The sequence below is a fragment of the Micromonospora sp. NBC_00389 genome (assembly GCF_036059255.1).
Taxonomy (GTDB): Bacteria; Actinomycetota; Actinomycetes; order Mycobacteriales; family Micromonosporaceae; genus Micromonospora.
Genome location: NZ_CP107947.1, coordinates 4129771 through 4145144 on the forward strand (window position 1 = coordinate 4129771; position 15374 = coordinate 4145144).

The following is a 15374-nucleotide window of genomic DNA, read 5'->3' on the forward strand; positions in this document are numbered from 1 at the left end:
TGTTGGTCCGGCGGGTCAGTCGCGCAGCGGCCGGCCCTGCGCGTCCGTGCCGCCGTTCACCAGGATGAGGATGCCGTCGATGACGCCCCAGAGCGCCCCGACGCCACAGGTCACGAGGCTCACCACGAGCTGCAGCACAGCGATCTTGGTGTGTCCGGTGTAGAACCGACCGGCGCCGAAGGTGCCGAGCAGGATGCCGAGGATGCCCGCGACGACCTTGCTCTTGTCGGAGTAACCGGGGGCGTACCCCGGCTGGTATTGAGGAGTGGTCATGGGCCGACACACTAGTGATCCACTCGCTCCTTGTCCGCACCGGTATCCGCCAGATGGGACGATAATGGGCGAACATTGTCCTGTCGGCTGAGGTGGCCTCCCACCGCCGGCCCGGTCGGTCGCCCTGACACTCCGTCAGGACACCCGGGCACCGATTGCCACTGTGCTGGCTCGCGGCGGCGCCGGGCGCGCCTAGACTGCCGCCGGCGGGACCGGTGGACCGTGGTGGCAATGGGGCCATCGCGGCACCGAGCAGTCGGGGGAGAGCAGCCCCGAAGAGAGGTGTCTGCATCGTGAAGGTCGGAATCCCTCGCGAGGTCAAGAACCACGAGTACCGCGTGGCGATCACGCCGGCGGGCGTCAACGAGTTCACCCGCAGCGGTCACCAGGTCTTCGTCGAGTCCGGCGCCGGGGTCGGCTCCAGCATCACCGATGAGGAGTTCGCCGCGGCGGGCGCCAAGATCCTGGCCACCGCCGACGAGGTGTGGGAGACCGCCGAGCTGGTGCTCAAGGTCAAGGAGCCGATCGCCGAGGAGTACCACCGGATGCGCGAGGGGCAGGTGCTCTTCACCTACCTGCACCTGGCCGCCTCCAAGGTCTGCACCGACGCGCTGGTCGACCGGAAGGTCACCGCCATCGCGTACGAGACCGTCGAGCTGCCCGACCGGTCGCTGCCGCTGCTCGCCCCGATGTCCGAGGTGGCCGGCCGGCTCGCCCCGCAGGTGGGCGCCTTCTACATGATGCGTACCGGCGGTGGACGCGGCGTGCTGCCCGGCGGCGTCTCGGGCGTGTACGCGGCCAAGACCGTGGTCATCGGCGCCGGTGTCTCCGGCATGAACGCCGCTGCCATCGCGCTGGGCCTCCAGTCCGAGGTGCTGCTGCTGGACAAGAACGTCGCCCGGCTGCGCCAGGCCGACGCCATCTACCGCGGCCACCTGCAGACCGTCGCGTCCAACGCGTACGAGATCGAGCGGGCCGTGCTCGACGCCGACCTGGTCATCGGCGCCGTGCTGGTGCCCGGTGCCAAGGCGCCGACCCTGATCTCCAACGAGTTGGTCTCCCGGATGAAGCAGGGCAGCGTTCTCGTCGACATCGCCATCGACCAGGGCGGCTGCTTCGAGGACTCGCGCCCGACCACGCACGCCGACCCGGTCTACAAAGTGCACGAGTCGATCTTCTACTGCGTGGCGAACATGCCCGGCGCGGTGCCGAACACCAGCACCTACGCGCTGACCAACGTCACCCTGCCGTACGCCTTGGAGCTGGCCAACCAGGGCTGGCGCGAGGCGCTGCGCCGCGACCCGGCGCTGGCGCTGGGCCTGAACACCCACGACGGCCAGGTCACCTACGGCCCGGTCGCCGAGGCGCACGGCATGAGCGTGCTCCCGCTGGCCGACGCGCTGGCCTGAGCGGTGGCGGGCTGACCGGCATTGCGGCCCCGGCCGGCGCGGGCGAGCAGCCCGCGCCGGCCCTGCGCCGTGCCGTGCGCGGCTACCTCGACCACCTCACCGTCGAGCGTGGACTGTCCGCGAACACCCTGGCCTCGTACCGCCGGGATCTGGACCGTTACCTCGCGACCCTGGTCGATGCCGGCGTCGCCGACCTCGCGTCGGTCGGCGCCGGCGTCGTCGAATCGCATCTGGCCCGGCTGCGCGCCGGCGACGACGCGCACCCCCCGCTGGCGGTCTCCTCCGCCGCCCGCGCGGCCAGCGCGGTGCGCGGCCTGCACCGCTTCGCCCTGCGGGAGGGCCTGGCCGGCGCCGACCCCAGCCGCGACGTCCGCCCGCCCACCCCGCCGCGCCGGCTGCCCCGCGCGTTGCCGGTCGACGACGTGGTCCGGCTGCTGGAGACCGCCGGCCCGGTCACCGCGACCGGTGACGGTGCGCCGCTCGCGCTCCGCGACCGGGCGCTGCTGGAGTTCCTGTACGGCACCGGCGCGCGGATCTCCGAGGCGGTCGGCGCCGCCGTGGACGACCTCGACACCGACGAGGGCACCGCGCTGCTGCGCGGCAAGGGCGGCCGGATGCGGCTGGTGCCGATCGGCGGGTACGCCGTCGAGGCGGTGCGCGCCTACCTGGTCCGGGCCCGGCCCGGGCTGGCCGCCGCCGGCCGGGGCACCCCGGCGGTCTTCCTCAACGCGCGCGGCGGAGCGCTGACCCGGCAGGGCGCCTGGGCCATCCTGCGCCGCGCCGCCGGCCGGGCCGGGCTACCGGTCGACGGGCCCGCCGCGGTCTCCCCGCACACCCTGCGCCACTCCTACGCCACCCACCTGCTCGACGGCGGCGCCGACGTACGGGTGGTCCAGGAGTTGCTCGGTCACGCGTCGGTGACCACCACCCAGGTCTACACCTTGGTCACTGTGGAGCGGCTGCGCGAGGTGTACGCCACCGCCCACCCGCGCGCCCTCGGCTGAGCCCGGTCGGGGTCGGTCCCGACACGCCGGGCCGGTGCCGAACCCCCTGCTGGTCGGTGGCGTACAGTCGGCATCGGCGCGGACCTCCTGGGGCGACACGACCGGGGTGCGCAGCGGCGCCGCGAAGGACGTCGGACGGCTCCGACGCCGGGTGGGTCGTCGGGAGGGGGCAAACGAGGACATGGCTGGCAACGGTGACCGTGCCGAGACCTGGACGTCGGAGCTCCGCGAGCAGCAGGCCACGCTCGGTGCGGACCTGGGTCCGGCGGATCCGGCGGCCTACACAATGCGCAAGCCCATCCCCGAGCCGATGCCCACCGATCGGCACGGCCCGGCGCGCATCATCGCGATGGCCAACCAGAAGGGCGGCGTCGGCAAGACCACCACCACCATCAACCTGGGCGCGGCGCTGGCCGAGTACGGCCGCAAGGTGCTGCTGGTCGACTTCGACCCGCAGGGCGCGCTCTCGGTGGGGCTGGGGGTCAACCCGCACAACCTCGACCTGTCCATCTACAACCTGCTCATGCAGGACGACATCCTCGCCGAGGACGTCGTGATCAAGACCGACGTGGCGGGCCTGCACCTGCTGCCGGCCAACATCGACCTCTCCGCCGCCGAGATCCAGCTCGTCAACGAGGTGGCCCGGGAGATGGCCCTGGCCCGGGTGCTGCGCACGGTCCGCAAGGAGTACGACTACATCCTGATCGACTGCCAGCCCTCGCTCGGCCTGCTGGCGATCAACGCGTTGACCGTCGCGCACGGGGTGCTCATCCCGCTCGAATGCGAGTTCTTCAGCCTGCGCGGTGTGGCGCTGCTGCTGGACACCATCGACAAGGTGCGCGAGCGGCTCAACTTCGACCTGGAGCTCGAGGGCATCCTCGCCACCATGTACGACAGCCGCACCACGCACTGCCGGCAGGTGCTCCAGCGGGTCGTGGAGGCGTTCGGCGACAAGGTCTACCAGACGGTCATCACCAAGACGGTGAAGTTCCCCGAGTCCACCGTGGCCGGTGCTCCGATCACCACCCTGGACCCGGCGTCCTCCGGGGCGCGCAACTACCGTCAGCTGGCCCGTGAGGTGATCGCCGCCCAGTCGGAGCGGTAGCCGGAACGCCCGGTGTCCGTCTCGTGGACTACGGTCGTCCGGTGACCGCGCCACCCCTCGACCCGCCGGCCGGGCCGCCCGAGGCCACCGCCCCGACGGTCGCCGCCGAGCTGGCCGCCGAGGTCGACGGTGTGCTGCCCGCCGGAGACGCCCCCGAGGTCAGCGGCTTCACCGTCCGGCTGGCCAACTTCACCGGCCCGTTCGACCTGCTGCTGCAACTGATCGGCAAGCACAAACTCGACGTCACCGAGGTGGCCCTGCACAAGGTCACCGACGAGTTCATCGCCTACATCCGAGCCATGGGCGACAAATGGGACCTGGACGAGGCCAGCGAGTTCCTGCTGATCGCCGCCACCCTGCTCGACCTGAAGGCCGCGCGGCTGCTGCCCGCAGCCGAGGTGGAGGACGAGGCGGACCTCGCCCTGCTGGAGGCGCGGGACCTGCTCTTCGCCCGGCTGTTGCAGTACAAGGCGTACAAGGAGGCGGCGGCGCACATCGCCGAGCTGGAGGCGGTCGGCGGTCGGCGGTACCCACGGGCGGTCAGCCTGGAGCCCCGGTACGCCGAGGCGCTGCCCGACCTGGTGCTCGGCATCGGCCCACAGCGACTGCTGAAGCTGGCCGTGAAGGCGATGACCCCGAAGCCGGTGCCGGAGGTCTCCATCGCCCACGTGCACATGGTCCGGGTCAGCGTCCGGGAGCATGCGGCGATCCTCGCCGCCCGGCTGCGCCGGGCCGGCACGGCGACCTTCTCGCTGCTCTGCGCCGACTGCGAGGCCACGCTGGAGGTGGTGGCCCGCTTCCTCGCGCTGCTGGAGCTCTACCGGGAGGGCCTGGTGGAGTTCGTGCAGGAGCAGGCCCTGGAGGAGCTGACCGTACGCTGGACCGGCCCGGCTGACGGCGACACCGAACTGCACGTCGACGAGTACGCCGGCACCCCGGCCGAGCAGGAGTCAACCGCCGCGCAGGTGGTGCCCATCGACCCGGAGCCGGATGGCGTGCTGACGGGGGTGGAGCCGGAGGCCGTGCTGACGGAGCAGGAGCCGACCGACGCGTTGGTGGGCGAGGTCGGGGGACCGGACGGGACGGAAACGACGGAGGGTGAGCGGGATGAGTGACGAGGAACGCCAGGACTCCCTGGCCGACCAGGCCGCCGCCTGGGTCCCCCCGTGGGAGCGCCCCCGCCCGCCCGCTCCCACCTCTCCGGAAGCCGACGAAGACCCCGCGGCCGAACTGCCGCCGGAGACGTCTGTCACGACCCCAACGCCCGCTGCGGAAGATCGTGGAGGGCAGCCACCCCTCCAGGGGCCGGAATTTTCCAAGATCTCTGCCGAGTCCGACGAGTTTGGCGTGGCAGATGAGCCCGCCGAGCCCATTGAGCGCGACGAGGCGGCTGAGCGCGATGCGTCCAGTGAGCCCGATGCGACAGAGACCAGTGCGGTGGCCGGCGCCGATGAGGCCAAGCCCCGTCAGCCCGATGAGGCTGGAGAGGGCGAAGCGGGCGCGGCCGTGGGGGAGAGCGGCGCTGGGGACGTACCCCATCGGCTGGCGGCGGGGCGGCGGCGGGCGCCGGTCGTGCCGGAGCCCGCGCCGGAGCTGTCCGACGCCGAGCTGCGCGGCGCGCTGGAGGCGATCCTGCTGGTGGTCGACGAGCCGGTCAGCGAGTTGATCCTGGCCCAGGTGCTGGAGCAGCCGGCTGAGCGGGTCGGGCCGATGCTCGACGAGATCGCCGCCGGCTACACCGCCGCCGGGCACGGGTTCGAGCTGCGTAGGGCGGCTGGCGGATGGCGGCTGTACACCCGGCCGGAATACGCGACCTATGTCGAACGGTTCGTGTTGGACGGGCAGTCCGTACGGCTGACCCAGGCGGCGCTGGAGACGCTCGCCGTGGTCGCCTACAAGCAGCCGGTGACCCGTTCGCGGATCTCGGCCATCCGGGGTGTGAACTGCGATGGGGTCATCCGTACGCTGGTAACTCGCGGCCTTGTCGAGGAGTGCGGCGCCGAACCGGACAGCGGGGCGTTCCTCTACCGGACCACCACGCTGTTCCTGGAAAAGCTCGGGCTGAACACCGTCGACGAGCTGCCGCCACTCGCACCCTTCCTGCCCGACGACGTAGAAGAGCTTGCTGATGCGACCCGATAACCGTTCCCCCAAACCCGACGCCCCCGTCTACGAGGGTGCCGAGCGCCTGCAGAAGGTGCTCGCCGCCGCCGGCGTGGGTTCCCGGCGTGCCTGCGAGGACCTGATCTTCCGCCGCCGGGTCACCGTGGACGGGCGGGTGGCCAAGCTCGGCGACAAGGTCGACCCGGCCACCGCGGTGATCCACGTGGACGGCGAGCGCCTCCAGGTCGACACTCGCCTGGTCTACGTGGCGATGAACAAGCCGCGCGGGGTGGTTACCACCATGGCGGACGATAAGGGACGCAACGAGCTGGCCGAGTTCATTGGCAACCGGGTGGAGCAGCGGGTCTACCACGTCGGGCGGCTCGACGCGGACAGCGAGGGCCTGCTGCTGCTCACCAACGACGGCACCCTCGCGCACAAGCTCATGCACCCCTCGTACGAGGTGCTGAAGACCTACCTCGCCGAGGTGGTCGGGCCGATCCCGCGCAACCTGAGCAAGCGGCTGCTGGCCGGCGTCGAGCTGGAGGACGGGCCGGTCAAGGTCGACTCGTTCAAGGTGATCGACACCCTGGGCAAGACCGCCCAGGTGGAGCTGAGCCTGCACGAGGGGCGCAAACACATCGTCCGGCGGTTGCTGGCCGAGGTCGGACACCCGGTCACGCGGCTGGTACGTACCTCGATCGGGCCCATCCGGCTGGGTGACCTGCGGACCGGGCGGATCCGGCGGTTGACCAACGCCGAGGTCGCCGCCCTGTTCAACGCGGTGGGTGACTGACCCCCGGGTTCGGGGTACGGCTTTCGGTAGGCTCCCCGACGGCCCGGACGCCGGCCGCGCGGGTGGCGCGGGTCGCGTCGCGCGGCACCGCGCGCGGTGCGCGGCGAGCTGCGGGCATGATTGATGACGATAAACAAACCGCTTGCGGCGCCGGAAGGCCGGCGATCCGTGAGGTACGGGCTGAGGAGGACGACGGTGGAGGAAAACGTACGGGCCGGGCGATGTGTGGTCGCCGTGGACGGGCCGTCCGGTTCGGGTAAGTCCACCGTCTCGCGGCGGCTCGCCGTCAGCATCGGTGCGCGCTACCTGGACACCGGGGCGATGTACCGGGCGATCACGTGGGCCGTGCTGCGCTCCGGCGTCGACCTCACCGACGCCGCGTCGGTGGCGAAGGTCGCCGGCGAGGTGGATCTGCGCGTCGGCACCGACCCGCAGGGGTACGGCGTGACCGTCGACGGGGTGGGCGTGGACGCGGAGATCCGCGGTGCCGAGGTGACCGGGGCGGTCTCCGCCGTCGCCGCGGTGCCGGCGGTCCGCGAGCTGCTGGTCGGCCGGCAGCGCGAGATGATCGGCAACGCCGGCCGGATCGTGGTCGAGGGCCGTGACATCGGTTCGGTGGTGGCGCCGGACGCCGACCTGAAGGTCTTCCTGACCGCCTCCGAGGCGGCCCGGGCGGCCCGGCGCAGCGCCGAGGACGCCGCCGACGTGGCGGCCACCGCCGCGGACCTGGCCCGCCGGGACCGGCTCGACTCGACCCGCAAGGTCAACCCGCTGGCCCAGGCCCCGGACGCCGTGGTGCTGGACACCACCGAGTTGGGCATCGACGAGGTCGTGGCCCAGCTGCGGGACCTGCTCACCGAGCGGAGCGTGGCATGAGCGAGGGTGCAGGGTGGGTCGAGCTGCGTGAGCCCGACATCGCCGTCGAGGAACCGACCGGCCCGCAGCCGGTGGTGGCCGTGGTCGGCCGCCCCAACGTGGGTAAGTCCACACTGGTCAACCGGATCATCGGCCGACGGCAGGCGGTCGTCGAGGACATCCCCGGGGTGACCCGGGACCGGGTGCCGTACGACGCGCAGTGGAACGGCCGGGCGTTCACCGTGGTGGACACCGGCGGTTGGGAACCGGACGCGAAGGACCGGGCCGCGGCCATCGCGGCGCAGGCCGAGACGGCGGTGGTGACCGCCGACGTGGTGCTCTTCGTGGTCGACGCGATGGTGGGCTCCACCGACGTGGACGAGGCCGCGGTGAAGATGCTGCGACGCAGCGCCAAGCCGGTGATCCTGGTGGCGAACAAGGCCGACAACACCTCCATCGAGATGGAGGCGACGTCGCTCTGGTCGCTGGGCCTCGGCGAGCCGTTCCCGGTCTCCGCGCTGCACGGACGGGGCTCGGGCGACCTGCTGGACGCCATCCTCGCCGCGCTGCCGGAGGCGCCGGCGATCGTGGAGAACCGGCCGCGCGGGCCGCGCCGGGTGGCGCTGGTCGGGCGGCCGAACGTGGGCAAGTCCAGCCTGCTCAACCGCTTCTCAGGCGAGGAGCGGGCGGTCGTCGACTCGGTCGCCGGCACCACCGTCGACCCGGTGGACAGCCTGGTCGAGATCGGCGGTCAGACCTGGCAGTTGGTGGACACGGCCGGGCTGCGCAAGCGGGTCGGCCAGGCCAGCGGCACCGAGTACTACGCCAGCCTGCGCACCGCGGCGGCGATCGAGGCCGCCGAGGTGGCCGTGGTGCTGCTGGACGCCAGCGAACCGATCAGCGAGCAGGACCAGCGGATCCTGTCGATGGTCACCGAAACCGGCCGGGCGCTGGTCATCGCGTTCAACAAGTGGGACCTGGTCGACGCCGACCGCCGGTACTACCTGGACAAGGAGATCGACCGGGAGCTGCGCCGCATCCCCTGGGCGATCCGGTTGAACCTGTCGGCGATGACCGGCCGGGCGGTCGACAAGCTGGCCCCGGCGCTGAACAAGGCGCTGGCCAGCTGGGAGACCCGGGTACCGACCGCGCACCTCAACCAGTGGCTGACCGCGTTGGTGCAGGCCACCCCGCACCCGATCCGCGGTGGGCGCGCGCCGCGCATCCTGTTCGCCACCCAGGCCGGAGTGGCACCGCCGCGATTCGTGCTCTTCACCACCGCCCCGCTGGACGCCGGCTACCAGCGCTTCGTCGAGCGCAAGCTCCGCGAGGAGTTCGGGTACGAGGGCAGCCCGATCGAGATCTCGGTCCGCCCCCGCAAGAAGCTCGGCCCCGGCGGCCGAGGCAAGGCACACGGCTGACGTTCTCTCTGCAAAGTGCCGGATGGGTCCTAGCCCATCCGGCACTTTTCTCCCCACCCTCCCACCTATCCTCCTAGGACGCTCTAGGGGTTGTGCCGTGCTTCGGTGATGCCGCGACCCGGGTGGGGCCTGTGCGGAGGGCCGAGGGCTGCTGCGCTACGCTGTACCGGCTGTCGCGGGCGAAAGCACGCGGGGGCGGGACGTGGCGCAGCTTGGTAGCGCACTTGACTGGGGGTCAAGGGGTCGTCGGTTCGAATCCGGCCGTCCCGACGTAGGTGAGGGGCCATCTCGGAAGATTGAGACGGCCCCTTTGTCGTACCTGGGTGACTAACTGAGTGACTATGCCTCAGCGTCGAAGATCCGGTCCATGGCGACTGCGCCGCTCAGGAGCACCGGCCGCAATTGGTGCCGGTAGACGCTTTCGGTGACAGTCGTACCGGAGTGGCCGCAGAGGTCCGCGATTTGTTCAAGGCTCATGCCGCTGTCCGAGAGCAGGGACACGAAGCTGTGCCGCAGCTCGCGGGGAGTCCAGTCGCGCGGGTCGAGGCCCGCTTTGGCGACGACGGGGCGGAAGGCCCGAAGCACGTTGTGCCGATCGAGGGCCGTGCCGGTGGCGGAAGCGAAGACAAGGCGATCAGCGGCAGGCTGATCCTGGCGATCCCGGTGGGTGGTGAGCGCGGTGACGCACCGGGCCGGCAGAGCCAGGGTGCGACGTGACTTCTTGGTCTTGGTGTCTCCGTCGGAACGGACCGAGCGCCAGACCTGAATGGATGGCGGCACCGGGGGATCGTTGTTCGGCTTGCCGGTGAGGTTGACGTGTGCCCAGGTGAGGGCGCGCAGTTCCTCGGTGCGAGCGCCTGTCAGCAGTGACAGCACGATGTAGGCGTGCAACGAGCTGCCCTCGGCAGCGATCAGAAGCGCCTTGGCGTGGTCAAGCGTCAGCGACTTCGATGGACGGCCGCCGCGACCTATGGGCACTTCGCAGAGTGCCACGACGTTGCGCTTGACTCTGTCTCGCGCCATGGCTCGATTGACCGCGCGGTTGAGCAGCGAGTGGAGGAGCCGCAGTGTGCGGGTGCTCAGGTGTTGGGCTTTGCCCATGAGCCAGCGGTCGACATCGGTGGCGCTGAGATCCCGTAGCTTCCTCGCGCCGAGGTCGCTGATGATGTGGGAGCGCACAAGGATGGTGTAGTTGGTCTTCGTGCTCTCGGACTGGTTGCTCAGGCCGTAGGTGAGCCAGTCGGTGAGAGCGTCGGCCACGGTGTGTCCGTCCTGGACCAGGGCGAGGCCGTCTTCGTAGTCGCGGATCTTCTCGCGGAGCTTGGTGCGGGCTTCGGTTTTGGTTCTGCCGCTTCCTTTGCGCACGATGCGTTTGCCGGCCGGGGTGTAGCCGACGGTGATGGTGGCGATCCAGCGTTGCCGGGCTTCGTCCCAGTGCAGGCCGCCTTCTCCTCGGGCGCGGCGGGTGGTCATCGGGTGCCTCCTTTCTGGGCTTCGTGTTCGAGCAGGGCGACGTAGGCGGTGATCGCAGCGGCAGGTACCAGGCGGGTGCGGCCCTGGGTGACGGTGCGAAGCCGCTTGGCGCGGATCTGTTCGTAGATCACGGAGCGGGACAGGCTGAGCAGGGTCATGGCTTCGGAAATGCGGTAGAGCGCCTTTCTCTCGGGTGCGGTCAGGGTGGTGGGCAATGGGCTTCCTCTCCTCGGTTCGGTGGTTGACCGTCAAGCCGGTCTTGACGGTGAATTCGTGGGTGGGTCAGGCCACGGCGGCGAACTCCTCGCGGGCTACCTCGTGCCTCTCGCGGGCCATGGCGGCGGCGGTGTTGGCGAGCAGTGCGTCTCCGGTGGTGCGCCAGCCGGATCCGGCGTAGGTGAGGAGGCCGACGGTCAGCGTCGTCTCGTCTTCGGGTTGGTCGGGGTATTCGTGGCCGGTTTCGGTGCGTCGCCAGATGACGCGTGCGTCGCGCAGGATGCGGAAGGTGGTGGAGTAGCGGCGGCTCTTGGTGAGGAAGTGGCCGCCGAAGCCGAGCATGTGTGCCCACCGTCGGAGGTGTTGCCAGTCGCGGTCACGGCCGAGGGTCCAGCAGGCGTCGATGAGCCTTTCGGGGTGGCTGCCCTGGTGGTTGGCGTAGAGGTCGATGACCTCGCCGTCGAGGCGGCGGGACACGTGCCCGGTGGCCTCGGTGGACTTGGTGGCGTACTTGGCGAGGTACCCGGCGACTTTGCCGTCGGTGATCTCACCGTCAGCGGCGATGGGGCGTACGTCGACCTGCTCGCCCCAGGCAATGCGCCAGCCCGCCGGCTGTGCGGGGTGCGGTCGGGTGGTGAATGCGACGGTGGCGGCGGCGTGTTCGGCGGCGGCGACCAGGTCGTCAACGCCGAAGGCTGCCGGTGGTGGGATCACGGCGTCCGGGTCGGTGGGGTGGATGCCGTCGAGGCGGATGATGGCGTGGTAGTGCACGACGGCGCGGCGTTGCATCTCGGCGACCTTGCCGAACGACGGCTTGGCCGGTGGTACGCGACGCAGCCGGCCGGAGGCGGTGACCTGCTGCACCCAGGGCAGCCCGAGCTGTCGGGCGCGGGTGCGGAGGTTGCGGGTGATGGCGATAGTGGTGCGGCGCCACAACTCCGGGGCGGAGTGGTTCCACACGACCTGGGCGCCGTAGTCGTAGCAGTCCAGACACAACGGCTGGCCGAGCCGAGGATCGGTTTCGTCGTGACGCGCCCAGCAGACCGTGGGGTGGTCGTGCTCGCAGGGGCGGGCGGTGGGGTCGGTGGCGCGGCGGGGGTGGCAGGGTTCGGGCCGGCAGTCGCAGCGGCGGCGGTTGCCGCAGGTGTGCCGCTTGACGACGCGGGTGTGCACGGTGCCGAACGACGGGGCGGTGAAGGTGACGAACACCGCCGGATGCCCGGCCACGCTCGCGGGGATGCCTTTTCCGCCGGCGAGTCCGGCGCGCAGCAGCTGGTAGGCGTCGCGTTGGTAGGTGCGGGCGCAGGAGGGGCAGACGGCGTGGCGGCGGTTGCCGCACGGCTTGTAAATTTCCCCGTCCGGCATGTCCTCGGTGCGGGCGGCGGACAGGAGTTGGCCGGTGGCCCGGTCGACGGTGGCGACTTCCCCGGCGAGGCGGATGGGGTGGGAGCAGCCCGCGGCTGCCTTCACATGGTCGAGCCAGTCGAAGACGTTCGGGTCGGTGGCGCGGTAGAACGCGGACTCGTCCCGACCCATGAAGCCGGTCGACGCGGTGGGCCGGTGCCCCGGACCAGAGCGGATCTGATCCGGGGCAACGGCGATGAGGTCAGCGGCCACGGGTGCGGGTCGCCTTCATCGGGAGATGGGTGATGGGGCCGGTGGCGAACGGGTTGGGTCCGTCGAAGATCCGGCTCAGCAGGGAGGCCACGGGTGCGGGCAGGTCGGCCCGGTGGTGCTCCCACAGGTAGATGTCGCGGACGAGTTGGTAGGTCTTCGGCAGCTCCACACCGTCGCGAGCGGCGAGGATCTTCAATCGGCCGATGAGTTGGACCGGTTCCCAGCCTCGGACAAGGCGGGGTTGACGCCACCGGTAGGCGGCAGGGGTCGAGGTGGTCATCAGGCCACCGCCGTAGCGGTGCGGGTGCCGCTGGTGAGGGCGGCGTGCCAGCGGTGGGCGACCGTGTGTGCGGTCAGCGGGGCCGGGTGGTGCGCCATAGCGCGTAGGAAGACCCCGGCGTTGGTTTTGGTCCAGTTCCACCGGTTGGTGTCGGGGAACAGATGGCCTTCGAGCTGGTAGTTGCGGGCCAGCAGAGCGTGAGCGGCCAGGTCGCCAACCTGGCGGATGAGGTCGATGCCGAGGTCATTGATCACGGCGGTGATCGTGGCCATCATGCGGCCGATGCCCCCGTCAGGAGACGTGTCGTCGTTGTAGGTGCGGTGGAAATTCGCGGCGTAGAAGATGACGCGAACCTCTGCCTCGGTGAGGGCTTCGAAGTCGACCGGTGTCGTCGTGGACCGGCTGTGCGGGCGGATCGGCGTGACGGTCATGCCGTCACCTGGCCGCGCTCGATGGCGCGCTTGAGGCGGTAGCCGAGGCCGACCGCCGTGTCTTCCCGCCGGGCAGAGCCCCAGAGCCGGCGAATGCCGTCGCGGTAGACCTTGTCGCAGTCGGCGCGGTTGACGGTGCGCCACTGCTCGTTGATCCGGTAGATCTCGGCCACGCCGAGGTGGGCGATACCGGCGACCGCGAGGGCCTTGATCTGCTCGACGGTGAGCGCGTCGGCCTTGGCCGGGATGCCGGCAGCGTAGATGGCGATGGCGAGATCGCCGTAGTTGAGTCGGTCCAGTCCGATCGGTGTCGGCATGGGGTAGCCGGTGGTGGGGGCGGGGGTGTTCGTAGTGAGCACGGACAGGGCATCCAGCAGCGCGGCACGATCGAGCACCGCAGGCAGGTTCAGCGCCTTCCCAGGGGCCAGCGCGTCCCGAAGCGTCGCCAGAGCAGAGAGCAGGCGAGCATCAGACAGCGCCGGAGAGTGGCCCGAGGCGCACAGAGCAGGGTGAACGGTAGGCTGGACAGGCATCGTCATTCCTTTCGCAGAGGGCCGATGCACCGGGCCTCGACGGGCCGCAATCCCGTCGGGGCCTCTTTGCGCTCCCCATATCCCTTGTAAAGGGGGGTTGCGCATCGATGTGTGGCCGAGGTTACGCAACCCCCCTTGCTTGGGTCAAGCCCCATCGTGAGATAAAGTGCGTTGAACGTTGGACGCACCGGATCGGAGGGGGACCGTGGAGATCAGCCCGCACGGCCTGGCTGACATCCAGGACCCGAGTGAGAGAGCGCGCAAGGCCAGTGACCTGATCGATGAGCACCAGGGGGCCGTCAACGAGCTGTCTCGGCTGCGCCGCGAGGCGTTGGACGAGATGGTGTCGCAGGGGATGACCCACGCGCAGATCGCCCAGGTCGTCGGCATGACACGCGCCCGAGTTGGTCAGCTCCTGTCGTCGGGACCCCGGCCTGAACGGGCGATGCTTGGCACTGGCCCGCTCACCGTCGCGGTCGGCGGCAAGTTCGAGGCGGGCAAGACGAACCCGTACGCGGTCGTGTCCGCCGAGATGCTCGCCGCGTACGAGAAGCTGTCCAACCTCGCCCGGGGACTCGGCTTGAAGACGGAGTACGAGGTGGTGCCGCCACCGGGCATGGTCGACCTGAACCGCACCAATCTGGTCGTGGTCGGCAGCCCTCGGATCCTGCCCTTCGTCGGGCAGGTGCTCGCGTCTGACCCCAAGCTGGGCTTCGGCAAGGACGACAACGGCGTCTACCTGGTAAACCACCAGACCGGCGAGGAGTTCCGCTCTCCATCGGACAGCGGCGAGCCGGTCGACTATGGGTACCTCGGCAGGCTTCCCCGCCCGGACGGGCGCGGCACGTTCCTGTACCTCGCCGGCATCCACGCCATGGGCACCCTTGGCGTCACGCAGTACCTGGAAGACCACCTGGACGATCTGTACCGCGAGGTGAAGAACCGCCGGTTCTCCCTGCTGGTGGCCTGCACCTACGATCCCGCGAAGCGTGCCGTGAAGAAGGTCGACGCCCTGACGCCGATCTACCGCAGCGAGGGCGTGGCTTGATGCGCGTCTCGACCGCATCCGAGGCCGGCAACCCGAAGTCGCCCAACGAGGACTGGGCCATGGCCAGCGAGAACCTGATCGTGGTTCTCGACGGAGCCACCGCCCGCACCGGCACCGGGTGTACTCACGGCATCGCCTGGTACGCCGCGAAGTTGGGTTCTGCCCTCGCAGGCCTGGCCACCGACCGCGACTCCGAGCTGGCCAACGCGCTCATGTACGGGATCCGGTTTACGGCCGACCAGCACCGTGACACCTGCGACCTCAGCCACCCCGGCACGCCCTCGGCCGCCACGGCGTTGCTGCGGCTAAAGGACACCGCGTTGGAGTACCTGGCGCTTGGTGATGTCACAGTGCTCATTGACACCACCGATGGCATCCAGGTCATCACCGACGACCGCGTGGACAAGACCGCACGCGCCGAGCGTGAGGAAGCCGACCGGCATCCGTTCGGGTCGGCCGAGAAGCAGGCTGCGTTGCTGCGGATGAAGCACGCCGAGTTAGCCGCCCGTAACCAACCCGGCGGTTACTGGGTGGCAGCGGCGGATCCGTTCGCCGCCCAGCACGCCATCACTGGTGAAGTCCCACTCGACAGCGTCCGACGGGTTGCAGTGCTGACCGACGGAGCTGCCCGACTGGTGGCCCTGTTCGGTCTGCTCGACTGGCCTGACGTGTTCGACGTTCTAGAGCAAGACGGCCCGACCGAGCTGATCAGCCGCGTCCGGGCCATTGAGGCAGCCGACCCGTCCTGCATGAAGTGGGCACGCAACAAGCGCAGCGACGACGCCACCGCCGTCTACGCCGCCTAGGCGT

At 70.3% G+C, this 15374-nt stretch carries 17 protein-coding genes and 1 tRNA gene; 11 read left to right on the top strand and 7 right to left on the bottom strand.

The features are described 5' to 3' along the window. Positions 1 to 15: 15 nt before the first annotated feature. Positions 16 to 273: a TM2 domain-containing protein gene (locus tag OG470_RS19590; RefSeq protein ID WP_328414254.1), complete on the bottom strand. Its 258-nt coding sequence runs from the start codon at positions 271 to 273 to the stop codon at positions 16 to 18. 293 nt (positions 274 to 566) lie between these two features. Here OG470_RS19590 and ald point away from each other — a divergent pair, with 293 nt between their 5' ends. The 9 genes from ald to OG470_RS19635 all read left to right on the top strand — a co-directional run bounded on the left by ald (position 567) and on the right by OG470_RS19635 (position 9236). Further along, positions 567 to 1682, top strand: a complete 1116-nt coding sequence (ald, locus tag OG470_RS19595; RefSeq protein ID WP_328414256.1) for an alanine dehydrogenase — start codon at positions 567 to 569, stop codon at positions 1680 to 1682. A gap of 20 nt (positions 1683 to 1702) precedes the next feature. Continuing rightward, a complete protein-coding gene (locus OG470_RS19600; protein WP_406081793.1) occupies positions 1703 to 2686 on the top strand; it encodes a site-specific tyrosine recombinase XerD in 984 nt (327 codons plus the stop codon). A 181-nt stretch (positions 2687 to 2867) separates the two neighbouring features. Further along, positions 2868 to 3791, top strand: a complete 924-nt coding sequence (locus OG470_RS19605) for a ParA family protein (RefSeq protein WP_328426481.1) — start codon at positions 2868 to 2870, stop codon at positions 3789 to 3791. Positions 3792 to 3832: 41 nt separating this feature from the next. After that, positions 3833 to 4906, top strand: a complete 1074-nt coding sequence (locus OG470_RS19610; RefSeq protein ID WP_328414258.1) for a segregation and condensation protein A — start codon at positions 3833 to 3835, stop codon at positions 4904 to 4906. Then, entirely contained in the window at positions 4899 to 5933 is a 1035-nt protein-coding gene (gene scpB, locus OG470_RS19615) for an SMC-Scp complex subunit ScpB (protein ID WP_328414260.1), read from the top strand. The genes OG470_RS19610 and scpB overlap by 8 nt, the downstream gene beginning before the upstream one ends. Continuing rightward, positions 5920 to 6690 (top strand): pseudouridine synthase, encoded by a 771-nt coding sequence (locus tag OG470_RS19620; protein ID WP_328414262.1) that lies wholly within the window; start codon positions 5920 to 5922, stop codon positions 6688 to 6690. Before scpB ends, OG470_RS19620 begins: the two co-directional genes overlap by 14 nt. A gap of 195 nt (positions 6691 to 6885) precedes the next feature. Further along, complete coding sequence (gene cmk, locus OG470_RS19625; RefSeq protein WP_328414264.1) at positions 6886 to 7566, top strand: (d)CMP kinase; 681 nt, start codon at positions 6886 to 6888, stop codon at positions 7564 to 7566. Beyond that, on the top strand, positions 7563 to 8966 hold the full coding sequence (gene der / locus OG470_RS19630) for a ribosome biogenesis GTPase Der (RefSeq protein ID WP_328414265.1): 1404 nt from the start codon (positions 7563 to 7565) through the stop codon (positions 8964 to 8966). Before cmk ends, der begins: the two co-directional genes overlap by 4 nt. 196 nt (positions 8967 to 9162) lie before the next feature. Then, positions 9163 to 9236, top strand: a tRNA-Pro gene (locus tag OG470_RS19635). 69 nt (positions 9237 to 9305) lie between these two features. Here OG470_RS19635 and OG470_RS19640 read toward each other — a convergent pair. From OG470_RS19640 to OG470_RS19665, 6 genes are all read right to left on the bottom strand, one after another. After that, entirely contained in the window at positions 9306 to 10439 is a 1134-nt protein-coding gene (locus tag OG470_RS19640) for a site-specific integrase (protein WP_328414267.1), read from the bottom strand. Continuing rightward, on the bottom strand, positions 10436 to 10654 hold the full coding sequence (locus tag OG470_RS19645) for a helix-turn-helix domain-containing protein (RefSeq protein ID WP_328414269.1): 219 nt from the start codon (positions 10652 to 10654) through the stop codon (positions 10436 to 10438). Before OG470_RS19645 ends, OG470_RS19640 begins: the two co-directional genes overlap by 4 nt. A 67-nt stretch (positions 10655 to 10721) precedes the next feature. Beyond that, positions 10722 to 12272, bottom strand: a complete 1551-nt coding sequence (locus OG470_RS19650) for a replication initiator (RefSeq protein ID WP_328414271.1) — start codon at positions 12270 to 12272, stop codon at positions 10722 to 10724. Continuing rightward, positions 12262 to 12552: a hypothetical protein gene (locus OG470_RS19655; RefSeq protein ID WP_328414273.1), complete on the bottom strand. Its 291-nt coding sequence runs from the start codon at positions 12550 to 12552 to the stop codon at positions 12262 to 12264. The genes OG470_RS19650 and OG470_RS19655 overlap by 11 nt, the downstream gene beginning before the upstream one ends. Further along, entirely contained in the window at positions 12552 to 12983 is a 432-nt protein-coding gene (locus OG470_RS19660; protein ID WP_328414274.1) for a hypothetical protein, read from the bottom strand. The genes OG470_RS19655 and OG470_RS19660 overlap by 1 nt, the downstream gene beginning before the upstream one ends. Next, positions 12980 to 13378, bottom strand: coding sequence for a hypothetical protein (locus tag OG470_RS19665; RefSeq protein WP_328414276.1), 399 nt, complete (start codon positions 13376 to 13378; stop codon positions 12980 to 12982). The genes OG470_RS19660 and OG470_RS19665 overlap by 4 nt, the downstream gene beginning before the upstream one ends. A gap of 343 nt (positions 13379 to 13721) precedes the next feature. On the opposite strand from OG470_RS19665, the gene OG470_RS19670 reads away from it, so the two are divergent. Both OG470_RS19670 and OG470_RS19675 read left to right on the top strand, forming a co-directional pair. Beyond that, complete coding sequence (locus OG470_RS19670) at positions 13722 to 14564, top strand: sigma-70 family RNA polymerase sigma factor (protein ID WP_328414278.1); 843 nt, start codon at positions 13722 to 13724, stop codon at positions 14562 to 14564. Next, the gene (locus OG470_RS19675) at positions 14564 to 15370 is read left to right on the top strand and encodes a hypothetical protein (protein ID WP_328414280.1); all 807 of its coding nucleotides are present in this window, start codon (positions 14564 to 14566) and stop codon (positions 15368 to 15370) included. Before OG470_RS19670 ends, OG470_RS19675 begins: the two co-directional genes overlap by 1 nt. Positions 15371 to 15374 lie beyond the last annotated feature (4 nt).